This is a genomic window from Exiguobacterium artemiae (assembly GCF_033342815.1).
GTDB classification, from domain to species: Bacteria; Bacillota; Bacilli; order Exiguobacteriales; family Exiguobacteriaceae; genus Exiguobacterium_A; species Exiguobacterium_A artemiae_A.
Genome location: NZ_JAWPEN010000001.1, coordinates 302,327 through 316,290, shown reverse-complemented (window position 1 = coordinate 316,290; position 13,964 = coordinate 302,327). Strand labels below are relative to the sequence as shown.

At 48.9% G+C, this 13,964-nt stretch carries 14 protein-coding genes; 7 read left to right on the top strand and 7 right to left on the bottom strand.

Annotated elements, in window-relative coordinates:
• Positions 1–62 precede the first annotated feature (62 nt).
• Complete coding sequence (locus R7V76_RS01535) at positions 63–1,574, top strand: MDR family MFS transporter (RefSeq protein WP_131502134.1); 1,512 nt, start codon at positions 63–65, stop codon at positions 1,572–1,574.
• Positions 1,575–1,768: 194 nt separating this feature from the next.
• Here the strand turns inward: R7V76_RS01535 and ptsP are convergent, their stop codons facing one another.
• Positions 1,769–3,493: a phosphoenolpyruvate--protein phosphotransferase gene (gene ptsP, locus R7V76_RS01530; RefSeq protein ID WP_318091031.1), complete on the bottom strand. Its 1,725-nt coding sequence runs from the start codon at positions 3,491–3,493 to the stop codon at positions 1,769–1,771.
• A 353-nt stretch (positions 3,494–3,846) separates the two neighbouring features.
• On the opposite strand from ptsP, the gene R7V76_RS01525 reads away from it, so the two are divergent.
• From R7V76_RS01525 to R7V76_RS01515, 3 genes are read left to right on the top strand one after another with little or no spacing between them, the layout of a single operon-like run.
• Positions 3,847–5,280, top strand: a complete 1,434-nt coding sequence (locus R7V76_RS01525; protein WP_318091030.1) for a leucyl aminopeptidase — start codon at positions 3,847–3,849, stop codon at positions 5,278–5,280.
• Between the two features lie 26 nt (positions 5,281–5,306).
• Positions 5,307–5,447, top strand: a complete 141-nt coding sequence (locus tag R7V76_RS01520; protein WP_318091029.1) for a hypothetical protein — start codon at positions 5,307–5,309, stop codon at positions 5,445–5,447.
• Positions 5,428–6,096 carry a DUF429 domain-containing protein gene (locus R7V76_RS01515; protein ID WP_318091028.1) on the top strand — a complete coding sequence of 223 codons (669 nt, stop codon included), beginning with the start codon at positions 5,428–5,430 and terminating at the stop codon, positions 6,094–6,096. The genes R7V76_RS01520 and R7V76_RS01515 overlap by 20 nt, the downstream gene beginning before the upstream one ends.
• Here R7V76_RS01515 and ytvI read toward each other — a convergent pair.
• Entirely contained in the window at positions 6,080–7,204 is a 1,125-nt protein-coding gene (gene ytvI / locus R7V76_RS01510; RefSeq protein ID WP_012371171.1) for a sporulation integral membrane protein YtvI, read from the bottom strand. The genes R7V76_RS01515 and ytvI overlap by 17 nt on opposite strands.
• An 84-nt stretch (positions 7,205–7,288) precedes the next feature.
• On the opposite strand from ytvI, the gene R7V76_RS01505 reads away from it, so the two are divergent.
• Positions 7,289–7,474 carry a hypothetical protein gene (locus tag R7V76_RS01505; protein WP_318091027.1) on the top strand — a complete coding sequence of 62 codons (186 nt, stop codon included), beginning with the start codon at positions 7,289–7,291 and terminating at the stop codon, positions 7,472–7,474.
• The gene (locus R7V76_RS01500) at positions 7,440–8,330 is read left to right on the top strand and encodes a MazG nucleotide pyrophosphohydrolase domain-containing protein (RefSeq protein WP_318091026.1); all 891 of its coding nucleotides are present in this window, start codon (positions 7,440–7,442) and stop codon (positions 8,328–8,330) included. The genes R7V76_RS01505 and R7V76_RS01500 overlap by 35 nt, the downstream gene beginning before the upstream one ends.
• A 47-nt stretch (positions 8,331–8,377) precedes the next feature.
• On the opposite strand, the gene R7V76_RS01495 is transcribed toward R7V76_RS01500, so the two are convergent.
• The 5 genes from R7V76_RS01495 to R7V76_RS01475 are packed head-to-tail and all read right to left on the bottom strand — an operon-like array spanning position 8,378 to position 11,407.
• Positions 8,378–9,568, bottom strand: a complete 1,191-nt coding sequence (locus R7V76_RS01495; protein WP_318091025.1) for an aminotransferase — start codon at positions 9,566–9,568, stop codon at positions 8,378–8,380.
• Positions 9,565–10,068, bottom strand: coding sequence for an Lrp/AsnC family transcriptional regulator (locus R7V76_RS01490; protein ID WP_012371167.1), 504 nt, complete (start codon positions 10,066–10,068; stop codon positions 9,565–9,567). Before R7V76_RS01490 ends, R7V76_RS01495 begins: the two co-directional genes overlap by 4 nt.
• Positions 10,068–10,862, bottom strand: coding sequence for a glycosyltransferase family 2 protein (locus tag R7V76_RS01485; protein ID WP_318091024.1), 795 nt, complete (start codon positions 10,860–10,862; stop codon positions 10,068–10,070). Before R7V76_RS01485 ends, R7V76_RS01490 begins: the two co-directional genes overlap by 1 nt.
• Before the next feature lie 58 nt (positions 10,863–10,920).
• Positions 10,921–11,160 carry a NifU N-terminal domain-containing protein gene (locus R7V76_RS01480; protein ID WP_026827667.1) on the bottom strand — a complete coding sequence of 80 codons (240 nt, stop codon included), beginning with the start codon at positions 11,158–11,160 and terminating at the stop codon, positions 10,921–10,923.
• 13 nt (positions 11,161–11,173) lie between these two features.
• Positions 11,174–11,407: a DUF1871 family protein gene (locus R7V76_RS01475; protein ID WP_318091023.1), complete on the bottom strand. Its 234-nt coding sequence runs from the start codon at positions 11,405–11,407 to the stop codon at positions 11,174–11,176.
• 317 nt (positions 11,408–11,724) lie between these two features.
• On the opposite strand from R7V76_RS01475, the gene R7V76_RS01470 reads away from it, so the two are divergent.
• Positions 11,725–13,950 carry a ribonucleoside-diphosphate reductase subunit alpha gene (locus tag R7V76_RS01470; RefSeq protein WP_440137035.1) on the top strand — a complete coding sequence of 742 codons (2,226 nt, stop codon included), beginning with the start codon at positions 11,725–11,727 and terminating at the stop codon, positions 13,948–13,950.
• Positions 13,951–13,964: the final 14 nt, after the last annotated feature.

The following is a 13,964-nucleotide window of genomic DNA, read 5'->3' as shown; positions in this document are numbered from 1 at the left end:
ATGATACAATGAATAAGCTATTATGAAGATTAGCTATTTTTTGATAAGGAAGAGGTGAGTCGATGGCTACGACTTCGACAAAAACACGTTATGTCGTGTTAGGATTACTGATCGGGATTTTAGTGGCAGCAATGGATAATACAATTGTTGCGACAGCAATGCCGACGATTGTCAGCGAATTAAACGGCTTCGACCAATATGCGTGGGTCACATCGGCCTACATGATTGCGACTGTAGCCGGGATGCCGATCTTTGGTAAGTTAAGTGATATGTACGGACGGAAGCGATTCTTCTTATTCGGCATGTTGCTGTTCATCACGGGGAGTATCCTGTGTGGAATGGCGGACTCGATTGTTGAACTTTCCGTATATCGTGCGATTCAAGGTTTGGGTGGCGGAGCGTTAATGCCGATTGCATTTACCATCATCTTTGATATTTTCCCGCCTGAAAAACGCGGGAAAGTCAGTGGTTTGTTTGGGGCCGTCTTCGGAATTTCAAGTATTTTTGGTCCGTTGCTAGGTGCCGTCTTAACAGATGCCATCAACTGGCGTTGGGTCTTTTACATCAATATTCCCCTCGGACTATTGGCGCTTGCACTTGTTTCTCTGTTTTACAAGGAGTCACCGATTCACCGGACACAAAAAATCGATTATGCCGGTGCTGTGACGTTAGTAGCAGGACTTGTGTTGTTCTTACTGGCCCTTGAAATGGGCGGAAAAGATTATGCGTGGAACTCACCGCAAATTCTCGGCTTATTTGGCGGGGCACTTGTTGCCTTCATCGTTTTCGGGTTCATCGAACGCCGGGCAGCGGATCCTGTCATCACGTTCAGTTTATTTAGACGGCAACTGTTTGCCGCGACACAAGGCGTAGCCTTCTTTTACGGTTTTGTCTTCATCTCTGCCAGTGTCTTCATTCCGATTTTTGTCCAAGGTGTTTTCGGGGGCAGTGCGACCAACTCGGGTCTGATCTTGATGCCGATGCTGATTGCATCCGTCGTCTCCGCCCAGCTCGGCGGACGACTACCGAATAAATACGGATTCCGGAATGTCATGCTTGTCTCAGCGGTCTTCTTCTTGTTAGGAGTGTATCTCTTAAGTACGATGTCGCTTGAAACATCACGCACAGCCATCACAATCTATATGATCATTTTAGGATTTGGTGTCGGCTTCAGCTTCTCGTTACTCAACCTGGCAAGTATCAACGGGATTGAGATGCAACGACGTGGTGCTGCCACATCGATGGGATCAACGTTCCGAACGATTGGTATGACGCTCGGTGTAACGGTCCTTGGAATCGTCCAATCGCGGACCTTCTCATCGACGATCAGTGAACAGTTACCGGGTGGAAACGCACCGGACGGCGGACAATTCCCAACGGCTTCAGCCCTTGCGAAAATGCCGCCGGAAGTAGCGAATGCGATCAAATCGTCACTTGCCGAATCGATTTCGTCGGTCTATCTGTGGGCATTGATTCCAGCCGTACTCGGTGTCGTCTTTGTCTGCCTGATGGGCAATGAACGCCCGACGTTAAAAGAAGGACAAGGCGAACGACCGAAAACAAAGCAAGCATAAAGTGTGTTGAACTATAGTATGGGTAAAACTATTTAAATAAGCATTAACCGAAGAGAGGGAAGTGGAAGTCAAAATCCACTTCCCTTTTTTGTTGTTTGAAATCATTCGATGCATGAGACTCTAATTAGAAAAAGTGCAAGCTGCGCTGTCAGAGACAAAAAAACACGCCCCAAAACGGGACGTGTCAGAAAAGATTATTTTTTGATATCGAACGTCGTGCTGAGGAAGTTAACGACATCTTCCGCTGTATCCATATCGAGTACTTCTTCGACGATTGCTTCACACTCTGCTTTGTTCAAGCGAGTCATCAAGCTGCGTGCGCGAAGGACTGAAGAAGCAGACATTGAGAATTCGTCGAGTCCGAGTCCGAGAAGGATTGGAAGCGCGAGTTCTTCTCCTGCCATCTCACCACACATGCCGACCCATTTGCCTGCTTTGTGTGCTTCTGTGATGACGTTGTTCAAGAGGTTCAAGATAGCCGGGTTAAACGGTTGATAGAGGTATGAAACTTTCTCATTCATCCGGTCAGCAGCCATCGTGTATTGGATCAAGTCGTTTGTTCCGACTGAGAAGAAGTCGACTTCTTTTGCGAATTGTTTTGCCATGACAGCTGTTGAAGGAATCTCGACCATCATACCGACTTCAACGTCTTCTGAAACTGTCACACCTTCTGCTTGAAGGTTTGCTTTTTCTTCGAGAAGAAGTGCTTTTGCTGCACGGAATTCTTCGAGCGTCGCGATCATTGGGAACATGACAGCAAGTTTTCCGTACGCGCTCGCCCGGAGAAGGGCACGGAGTTGCGTCCGGAAGAGATCCGTTTGATCGAGGCAAAGACGAATCGCACGGTATCCGAGGAACGGGTTCATCTCATGCGGAAGATCGAGGTAAGACAATTCCTTGTCGCCACCGATATCGAGCGTCCGGATGACTACTTTTTTATCGCCCATCGATTCGAGAACCGTTTTGTATGCTGTGAACTGCTCGTCTTCCGTCGGGAACGTTTCCGCATCCATGTAAAGGAACTCTGTCCGGTAGAGTCCGACTGCTTCTGCACCGTTCTCAAGGACACCTTTAACATCGTTTGGTGTTCCGATGTTTGCTGCAAGCTCGACATGATGTCCATCAGCAGTGACTGTTTTTTCGTTTTTGAGTTTTTTCCACTCTTCTTTTTGCGCGATGTACGCTGAACGTTTTTCTTCGTAATCTGCGATTTGTTCGCTTGAAGGATTGACGATGACGTCACCCTCTGTTCCGTCAAGAATCAAGAAATCACCGTGTTTGACTTCCGTCAAGACGACTTTTGTTCCGACGACAGCCGGGATTTCAAGAGAACGGGACATGATCGCCGAGTGCGAAGTCCGTCCACCGATGTTCGTAGCAAATCCTTTTGCATACTTCCGGTTGAGTTGTGCTGTATCTGAAGGTGTTAAATCTTCTGCAATGATGATGACTTCTTCATTGATTTGAGCCGGTGTAACGAATGTGATACCGAGCAAGTGGGCCATCGTCCGTTTTGTAACGTCACGGACATCGGCTGCACGCTCGCGCATGTATTCGTTATCCATCGATTCAAAAATCATGACCATCATCTGTGACACTTCATCAAGTGCTTGTGCTGCATTGGTTTTTTCATCATCAATTTTCGCGTTGACTTGGCTGACGATTTCCGGGTCTTCCAGGATCAATAAGTGAGCTGAGAAGATTTCCGCTTTGTCTGCACCGAGTTCTTTTAATGTGTTTTCGCGGATGATTTCAAGTTCACCCTTCGACTTAACGATGGCGGCTTGGAAACGTTCCTTTTCTGCTGCCGAGTCCTCGATTTTATGCGTCGGAATGTCAAAGACAGGTGTTTCCATTACGAATGCCTTTGCAATCGCAATCCCTGCAGAAGCGCCAATTCCTTTGATGTGCTGTGCCATGTGCATTACCCTCTTTTCAGTAAGTTTTTTCGCCGCAGCGACGTCATTTCTTTGCTATCTATAGATACCCATAAACGCATCTCTCTTAACGGGTCGCTTGCGGACTCTCCCTTTGAATGAAAACGTAGACATTTCTGTCGTTGCCAAATGACCGTTAAATAGAAGTGCCTGTCCTTTTCACCTGTTTAATCCTATCATATTGTGAAACGGGCAACAATTGTTTGAAACGTTCCAAATCGACAAATTAAAGAACGTCTTTTTTGAGAGCGGTTTCATTCGTCTCGGAGGCTATCAGTTGGAAAATTAGATTAAACACTTCATACTAATATGTATCACTAAAGGGGGATTTGAATATGCGATGGAATCAAGTAGATCCACAAGCTCATGTCGAAGTACTCGTTGTCGGTATTTCAGGAAACCAGCCGGTCGAGGAACGGATCCGGTCACTTTATCCGGATCGTTTGGATGAATGGGTACGCCGCGGGGACATCTCAACGAAACAAGGAGAACTCCGTTTACTGCCGACACTGACGGGAACGGTGGAACGAGTGTTGTTCGTCGGTCTTGGCAAGGCGGAAGGACTTACAACGGACGGTCTGCGCCGATTATTCGGAAAAGCGGCTCAGTTTCTGAAGGCACGCCAGCTGTCTAAAGTGACAATTGATGCGACGACCTTCCCGGATCAGCCGGTCGAACTGATTGCTGAGACGTTTGGCTTAGCTACATATGAAGTCAAACATTACAAAACCAACACCCGTGCGACATACGATCTGGATGTAACGATTTGGTCAGACACCGGCGAACAGGCGGTCGAACGTGGAGCCGCACTCGCACAAGCGACGAATCTCGCACGCCGTCTTGTCACGATGCCCGGAAATTTATTGACGGCACCGGCTTTGGCGGATGAAGCCCGCTTTATTGCCGAGCGTCACGGGCATGCGTTGAAGATTCTTGAAAAAGCCGACATGGAAGCACTCGGAATGGGCGCATTGCTTGCGGTCAATCAAGGATCGACCATTCCACCGAAGCTGATTGTCCTTGAATACAAAGGAGCAGGCGACGACGCTCCGATTGCAGTCGTCGGAAAAGGTGTGACGTTTGATACCGGCGGTTACTCGATTAAACCGAAAGACGGGATTGTCGGGATGAAAGGGGATATGGGAGGAGCGGCAGCCGTCCTCGGATTATTTGAAGCCCTCGGTCACCTAAAACCGGACGTCAATGTCCTCGGTGTCATTCCGGCGACGGATAACATGATTTCCGGTGACGCCTTCAAACCGGATGATGTCATCACGTCGATGGCAGGGAAAACAATTGAAATCCTGAATACGGATGCAGAAGGTCGACTTGTCCTCGCAGACGCTGTCACCTATGCCAAAGAATATAAACCGAAGATGATCATTGATCTTGCTACGCTGACAGGCGGAGTGTTAGTGGCACTCGGGACAGAAATTACCGGCGCCTTGACGAATGATGCCGGTCTGTACGAACGATTCGAAGCCGTGACACAAGAGACGAACGAGATGGTCTGGCAGATGCCGTACGTCGATCAGTTCATCAAGCAGGTCCGACGCTCGGATGTCGCCGACTTAAACAATTCACCGGGACGAATGGGACATATGATTTTCGGTGGTGCATTCGTTGGTGAATTTGTTGGCGACACACCATGGCTCCATCTTGATATCGCGGGGACGTCCGAACAAAAATCCGCGACGGAGCTCGGTCCCAAAGGAGCGACCGGTGTCATGGTCCGCAGTCTCTATCATTTCGTCGAACGCGAAAAATGATGCGTCTGAACAGTTTCCTCATTTTAGTGACGATCATCAGTATTGTTTGGTACCTGGATTCACGGGGACAGATTCCTTTAGCAGCAGCGACTTTCTTCGGCGTCTTTACGATATTATCGCTGCTCAAGAGTCTGCGGGAGAAGTCCAATGGACGTCACCGGAATTGATGCGGCAAAAGCCGGATGGGTCGCCGTCTCGATTCAAGACGGTCAGTTTTCCTGGATGGTCGCTTCGTCGCTCGACGAGATCGAATGCGGGACCCGGACTTATATCGACATGCCGGTCGGACTGGAAGAAAACAAACGGCGAGCGGTCGACCGGTTATTACGGGAAGAGTTGAAACCCGGCCGGACGAGCAGCGTCTTTAACGCCCCGTTACGCACAGCACTTGAACAACCGGACTATCATACAGCAAACGACTATTCAAAGCAGCATGCAGGTTTTGGTTTATCGAAACAAGCCTGGTACCTGCTGCCGAAAATCGAGCAGGTCCGGACTCATTACCAACCGGGATGGGTCGAATCCCATCCGGAAGTCTGTTTTGCCCGACTGACGGGTCATCCGGCACGTCACAGTAAACGGACGGTCGAGGGAGTAGCGGAACGGATTGCGCTGTTGCAACGGTATGATTGTCCGGCTTACTGGGAACTCAAGATGCGTGGTGTCGCGACGGACGATTGGATCGATGCTTGTCTGCTTGCGATTGCGGCAACGTTACCGGCAGTTTATGTGCCGGCTGATTGCCCCGTTGATACAACCGGATTTCCCTTATATGCAGCTTTACCAAAAAAGATCACCTTCACCGAAACGGTGTAGGTGATCCTTTGATAAAGTCCCAAAGATAATGAAAGATTTGGGCATTGTGTAGTGCTTTAATGATGACCGCAATCAAGGGGCCTAAAATTAATCCGAAGACACCGAATACCTGAATGCCGACAAACAAGGCGATCAAAGCGGTGATCGGTTGGATGCCGATATTATCGCCGACGATTTTAGGTTCCATGATATTGCGTTGTAAGATGACGATTGCGTAAAGGATAGCGAGACCGATGGCGAGACCCGTATCTCCCGTAATGATGGAATAGGCAATCCAAGGCAAGAAGACGGAGCCGGTTCCAAGATAGGGCAGGATATCAAAAAATGCTGCGATAAAGGCGATGGCAAACGGATGCTCGACGCCGATGATCAATAGTCCAATCAGGACGATGAAAAAGGTGATCGTAATCAATGTCAGCTGCGCTTTAATATAACCGAATAAAGCAGACCGGAGACTCGTGACGACCGATTCGGCACGGGCGAACCACGGTAACATCTCGTATTTTTTCAATCGCAGCTCATACCGGTGCCAGTCTTTGGAGATGAAGAACCAGGCGAGCAATACGATGACTAAAATCAACGCGATGGACGGCAGTGTGGCTAAAACCGTCTGCAACATCCCGGCGACACTTTTCGAGCCTTCACCGATGGCACTGGCGAGTGAACTGCCGAGTGACTGGATACTGTTTTGGACGGTGTTTTGTTGTGACGGTTCAAGCGACCGGAGGGCTTCCGACGCATCGTTCCAAATCGGAGCCAGCTTTTCATTGTAGAGTTTCTGGAAATAAAGACTCAGCTCCTGGATTTGGGCCGGCAACTGATTGGCGACAAATACAAGTCCACGAATCAACTGCATGATGATCAGGACGAGTGAGCCGATCAACAAACCGCTCATTAAAATAATCGACAGCAGAGCACCCCAACCACGGTTGATCCGAAGCCGCTTTTGAAAAAAGTCGACGAGCGGCCGACTGAATAAAGCCAGTAAAAAAGCAAAGACGAACGGGTACATGAAAGAAGACAAGCGAATTATCAGCCAACCGGTGAAAAAGATGGCAAGGATGACGCCAATGAAACGGGCTATTTGCCATAAACGTTCAGTCGACATAAGCAACACCTCTTACTATGTATGTAATGTCATCATCATATCATGTTTGTCAGACGAACGTATCATTCAAAAGGAGGAATTCAGATGAAACGAAAAGAAATGGGATTACTCGTCTCACTCGCCGTTGCAAGCGGGCTCGCCGTCCGGGAATGGCGTAAGAATCAACAGTTTGCCAAACGATTTAAGGAACAATCGGAAGATCGAATCGTGAAAGGGATGGCGGAGGTGCAGGACGATGCAGGAGATGATTCTTCTTCAACAAAAGGTTGATGAAACGATTCGGGCGCTTGGCGGATACTTTCGTCCGTTATCTGGACTGGCCCGTTTGATTGAGGAAGTCGGTGAAGTGGGGGAAGCGCTCGAAACCGGAGATGAGTTGTCGTTTCAGGCGGAACTGGTGGATGTCCTGATGATCTCGACCTGTCTTGCAAATCAATACGTGACGGATTTGGCAAAGCAGCATCAACAGCTCGGAACGATGGAAGACAAGGGACAAGGTTCGTTTTACCGCCTCGTTCATGAAGCGGGGCAGGTCGCCCGTGTGATGAACGGATATGAAGGGGACAAACCCCCGAAACAGACTGAAAATATTATTCCAATCGGGATGTCGCTCGCCCGTCTTCAACGGGAGTTGTTCCGACTGGCCCGTCCTCACGGCATCAATCTTCTGCAGGAAATCGATCGCACAAACGAAAAGAATTTAAATCGTGACCGCAAACGGTTTGCGTTAACACGTGATCCGGTGACGGAAGCGACGATTGATCATTTCCGAAGTGCGACCGGTAATACGGAACGTCTATGGGGGGCACCGGCTTATGAAAGTGACCTCGCGCTTGAGGCGCACATTCAAGCGGCTTTACCGTCGCTCCGCCGGTTCCTCCGTTGCGCCCGGATCGAAGGTATTTCCGGATTCGTCATCGAAGCGCCGATTGAGCGGACGGACAGCTTACGGAGCGTCAAAGATCAAGCGGATGAAATCGGCCGGATCGTTAAAGAGCAGACACCGTTGTCGTTTAAAGAGGCGCCGTACCGGATTGATGTCTACGCACCGCAACTGGGACCGGTGTCACCGTATCATGCGGAAGATGATCACCGGATGTTCCTCGTGCTGCATGTCGATGAGTAAATCAAAAAACGTCCATTCCAGTCGGAACGGACGTTTTTTTGCGTGGATTATCTTGAAGGATTAGATAATTCGACTTGCTTTTGGTTCAAATGTTGCATGAAACGGTTGATTCGGTGAATCGCCTGTTGAAGCTGTTCGATCGAACTGGCATAACTAGCCCGGACATAACCTTCGCCGCTTGCGCCAAAGACAGAACCGGGGACGACCGCAACGCGTTCCGCGAGCAACAGTTGTTCTGCGAACTCTTCGCTCGTCAAACCCGTCCCGCCGATATACGGGAAGGCATAAAATGCTCCGCCCGGCGAATGCGTCGGTAATCCGGCATCGTTGAGCGCCTTGACGAAGTAGTTCCGGCGTTGACGGTAACTGCGGACCATATCCGGAACGGTCTTGTGACGCGAGCGCAACGCTTCGATTCCGGCAAACTGAACGAGCGTCGGGGCACACATCATCCCGTACTGATGGACTTTAAGCATCGCCTGGCTGATCGCGGGAGGAGCACAGGTGAAACCGAGCCGCCAACCGGTCATTGCAAAGGCTTTAGAGAATCCGTTGATGATAATCGTCCGCTCCCGCATGTCAGGGAGAGTCGCAAAACAGGTCGGCTCGTCTTCATACGAAAGTTCGGCGTAGATTTCATCGCTGATGACATAAAGATCATGTTTCTTCGCGAGTAACGCAAGATCGGCCAATTGATCGCGTGTCATGACGGAACCGGTCGGGTTCGACGGGAAACAAAAGATGATGGCTTTTGTCCGCTCTGTAATGACGGCTTCAATCGTTTCCGGCTGAATCGTAAACCCGTCCTCTGCGCGACAGGCTGCCGCGACCGGAATACCGCCCGCCAGTTCAATCAACGGAGCATAAGAGACGAAGGCAGGTTCGACGACGATGACTTCATCACCCGGATTGATCAAGGTCCGGAAGGCCAAATCCAGTCCTTCCGACGCACCGGTCGTGACGATGATTTCATCTGCGACCCGGTAATCAATCGAAAATTTTTCTTGCATGTACAACTTGATCTCTTGGCGTAATTCGACTAATCCAGCATTGGCACTGTACGCTGTATACCCTTGTTCGAGCGCAGCGAAGCTGGCTTCCCGAACGTTCCAAGGCGTAACGAAATCGGGTTCACCGACACCGAGCGAGATGACATCTTCCATTGAACCGGCCAAATCGAAAAATCGCCGGATGCCGGAGGGTGCCAACCGTTCGACACGTTCAGATAACTGTTTCATGGGGACACCTTCAATCGTTTGTCCTCATCATCCTGGCTGAATAAAACACCGTCATGTTTATACGTTTTCAGACGGAAGTGTGTTGTCGTCGAAATCACGGAATCGAGTGTCGATAATTTTTCCGAGACGAACTGTGAGACTTCCTGCAGTGATTTTCCATCGAGGACGACTTGTAAATCATAGGCTCCCGACATCAGGTAGAGTGATGTCACTTCCGGGAAGCGGTGAATCCGTTCTGCAACCTCATCAAAACCGCGTCCCCGTTTCGGCGTCACTTTAACATCGATAAAGGCGGTCACGCCGTGATGGGCGTGGATTTTTTGCCAGTCGATGACGGCTGTATAACCGAGCAGGACACCGTCTTGTTTAAATGTTTCGAGTGAGGATAACACCTCATCCTCTGTCAAATTAAGCATTTGAGCGGCCAGGACAGGATCGACCGGTCCGTTCTGTGTCAATAATTCAAGTAGTTCCAGTTGTTTGTCTGTATACACAATCATCACTCACTTTCTGTCAGGCAACCATTGAACGTCCGGCGTGTCTCGCGCAGGCGCGAGCGGCGTTCCTCTTGCACGATGTGGAAATTTTTCATATCAGTTGTCGGAAGATGATGCTTCTCGACGAGACGGTCGAAATAGACGCGGCGCGATGCATCCTGCTTAGCCGATTGGTGGTTACCCGAAGGATTAAACGCATACAGGACGGTCGCCCGGGCCGGGTGCAGGACGAGATGATCCTGTCCGACACGTAAAATCCAGTCCCAGTCCCAATAGTTGAAGACGTCTTCGTCAAATAAACCAAGCTCTTCGTGAAGCGACTTCCGGTAGAGTGAACCGGACGGGATATAGGTCGAGTCCTCTTTCATCGCTTCCCGGTCATACGGATAAGCGAACGGTTCCGTTGTTTTGACGACACGATGATCCTGTTCCCATTCGTAAGTGAACAGTTCGGCATCGACGTATGTCAAATCTGCTCCGGCTTCGAGATCGCCGACAACTTCTTCAATATGCGAAGGCAATAACAAATCGTCATCGTCGTGGAGAAGGATATACTTTCCGTTTGCTAACGAAACACCATGATTTCGTGCCCGGACATGGTGGTTTTCCGGTAAATCGATTGACGTGATCGTCAGTTTGTCCTGGAAATCAGCAAGGACGGAAGTCAATGACTCCCCATTATTGTTCAAGATGATGACTTCAAAATCCTGATAGATTTGTTTGGTCAGTGCGGTGAGTGCTTCACGCAGTTCACGCAACCGGTTATATGTGGGGATGATGACTGAGACCATCGGCATTTAAGTCGTCTCCTTAGAACAAAGACACCCTTGAAATTCAGGTGTCCTTGTGAGATATTTACATTTTTTCTTCGATTGTCGGAAGTAAGTCATTCCATTCAGCGTCAGCTTCTTTTGTGACGGTGACGAAATCACCGTATGCAAACAGATTATCGATGCCGTCAATCGTGATGAGTGATGCGAGCAAAGCGTCTTCCGGTGTATCCCCTTTTTTGACGCTGGTGCTCTTGGCACCGAAGCGGTCTCCGTCGAGGGTGATTTTTACTGAGTTCGGGTTAGGCGTGTAATCAACTTGCATAATCAGTCTCCTTTCAAAGTTCACACGAATCTTCACATAAAAGTAAGTTCGTTGCGAGTAAAAACAATTCCTGCTGATCCGGTCTTTCATCAAAAGATTCTTCAAAAACGATCCCGATTGCTTCCGCAAGCGGGCTTATTTGATCATGAACCGTCAGTAAGCTTAGTATAGCAGACATTTCCGTCGGATAATTTCCTTCTCCTAGGTGAAATGGATCATATTTTTTTAAAAGTTCTTCTGAACTCATAATCAATAAAACTCCTTATCTCAATATATCTCAAAAGGCGGTAATCCGCCTTTTCAAATTTGTTTGACCTGATTTTCAATGCAAGGGGTTATTTTTTAGTCATTCAGTGATAACCTATATCTTGTAGATAAATAGGTTTAAAAATGCCTGAAACGTCTATATATAGAGTGAAGATTAAAATGTTCTTTCTATATGTAGGGCGTCTTTTTTTAGTTTAGCGCATTTTTTACGGTAACGGAACCTATTTTAAAGTTAGAGAATGGGAGTGGTTCATAGTGGCATCTCCACTGAATACAGCACGCATCTATCAAGGTGCAATGACAATAGAAGATGTATATACGGTGATCCGTCAGATTACGGCAGCATACTCAGAGCTCGACGTCGAACGTTATACAGAACGGGCGATTCGGGCACTCGAAGGGAAGACGTTACAGGCGGATCAAGTCTATGAACTCTTAACAATGCATGCACTTGACATGTTAAAGGCAGAAGAACCGAATTGGACATTCGTTGCGACAGCGACGTACTTGAACCGGTTGTATCTGGAAGCAAGTGAAAACCGCGGCTATGCAGCGGACGAACGGTACGGTTCGCTTTATCACTTGATCGAAAAATTAACGGAGATTGGTATTTTTACGCCACACCTCTTAGAAACGTATACGAAAGAAGAAGTTGAAGAACTGGCGGCATCGATTGATCCGTCACGAGATCATCTGTTCACGTATATCGGACTCCGGACATTATCCGACCGCTACTTAGCGCGCGACCACGTCAAAAAATTATACGAATTGCCGCAGGAACGTTTCATGATCATCGCCATGACACTTATGCAGACAGAACCGAAAGAGCGCCGGATCGAGCTCGTCAAAGAGTCTTACTGGGCACTGTCGAACCTCTACATGACGGTTGCGACACCGACTTTATCAAACGCCGGTAAATCATATGGCCAACTGTCTTCATGCTTCATCGATACGGTCGATGATTCGCTCCGGGGCATCTATGATTCCAACACCGATGTCGCGACGCTCTCAAAAGGCGGCGGCGGAATCGGCGTCTACATGGGGAAAATCCGGTCACGCGGATCGGATATCAAAGGCTTTAAAGGTGTATCGAGCGGTGTCATTCCGTGGATGAAACAATTGAACAATACAGCAGTCAGTGTCGATCAGCTTGGTATGCGTCAAGGTTCGATTGCTGTTTACCTCGATATCTGGCATAAAGACATCCTTGAGTTCCTTGATGCGAAATTAAATAACGGGGACGAACGGTTGCGGACACACGATTTGTTCACAGGCGTCAGCTTACCGGACCATTTCATGCGGACGGTCGAAGCACGCGGCGACTGGTACTTGTTTGACCCACACGAAATTCGGACGGTCATGGGCTTCAGCCTCGAAGATTCGTTTGACGAAACGGAACAAGGCGGCAGCTTCACGGAAAAATATACAGCGTGTGTCAACGAACCGCGTCTGAGTCGGACGAAAGTACCGGCGATCGATCTCGTCAAACGTTACATGCGTTCGCAGCTTGAAACGGGTACGCCGTACATGTTCTTCCGTGATGCGGTCAACCGTGCCAACCCAAATAAACATGCGGGAATGATTTACTCGTCCAATCTCTGTTCGGAAATCATGCAAAACATGAGTCCGACGACGGTGACGGAAGAGTACACGGAAGACGGCAAAATCATCATCACGAAAACACCGGGCGATTTTGTTGTCTGTAACTTATCTTCGATCGCACTCGCACGTGCGGTCCGTGAAAATGTGCTCGAACGGTTGATTCCGATTCAAATGCGGATGCTCGATAACGTCATCGATTTAAATACGATCGACGTACCGCAAGCACAGATTACGAACCAAAAATACCGTGCTGTCGGTCTCGGAACATTCGGCTGGCACCATCTGCTCGCTCTCGAAGGCATCCGCTGGGAGTCGGTCGAGGCCGTCCAGTACGCCGACCGTCTCTATGAAAAAATCGCTTATCTGACGATTGACGCGTCAATGCAACTGGCGAAAGAAAAAGGCGCTTACCGTCTCTTTGAAGGATCGGAGTGGCAGACCGGGGAATACATTGCCCGCCGTCACTACAAAACGACGGATGAACTGAACTGGGATCGTCTGCAGGCAGACATCACAGCACACGGTATGCGGAATGCCTACCTGATGGCGGTCGCACCGAACTCGTCGACGGCGATCATCGCCGGCAGTACAGCGTCGATCGATCCGATCTATAAGAAGGTTTACGCGGAAGAAAAGAAAAACTACAAGATTCCGGTCACAGTGCCCGATTTAACACCGGAAACGAACTGGTTCTATAAATCAGCGTTTGAGATTGATCAACTCTGGAGCATTCGTCAAAATGCCTCACGTCAACGTCATATTGACCAAGCGATCAGCTTTAATCTCTACGTTAAAAACAGCGTCAAAGCAAAAGAGTTACTCGAGATGCACATGGAAGCATGGCAACTTGGGATGAAGACGATTTACTACACACGTTCGACGACTGTCGAAATCGATGAATGTGAGTCGTGTTCATCATAAGAGAAGGAGGACGA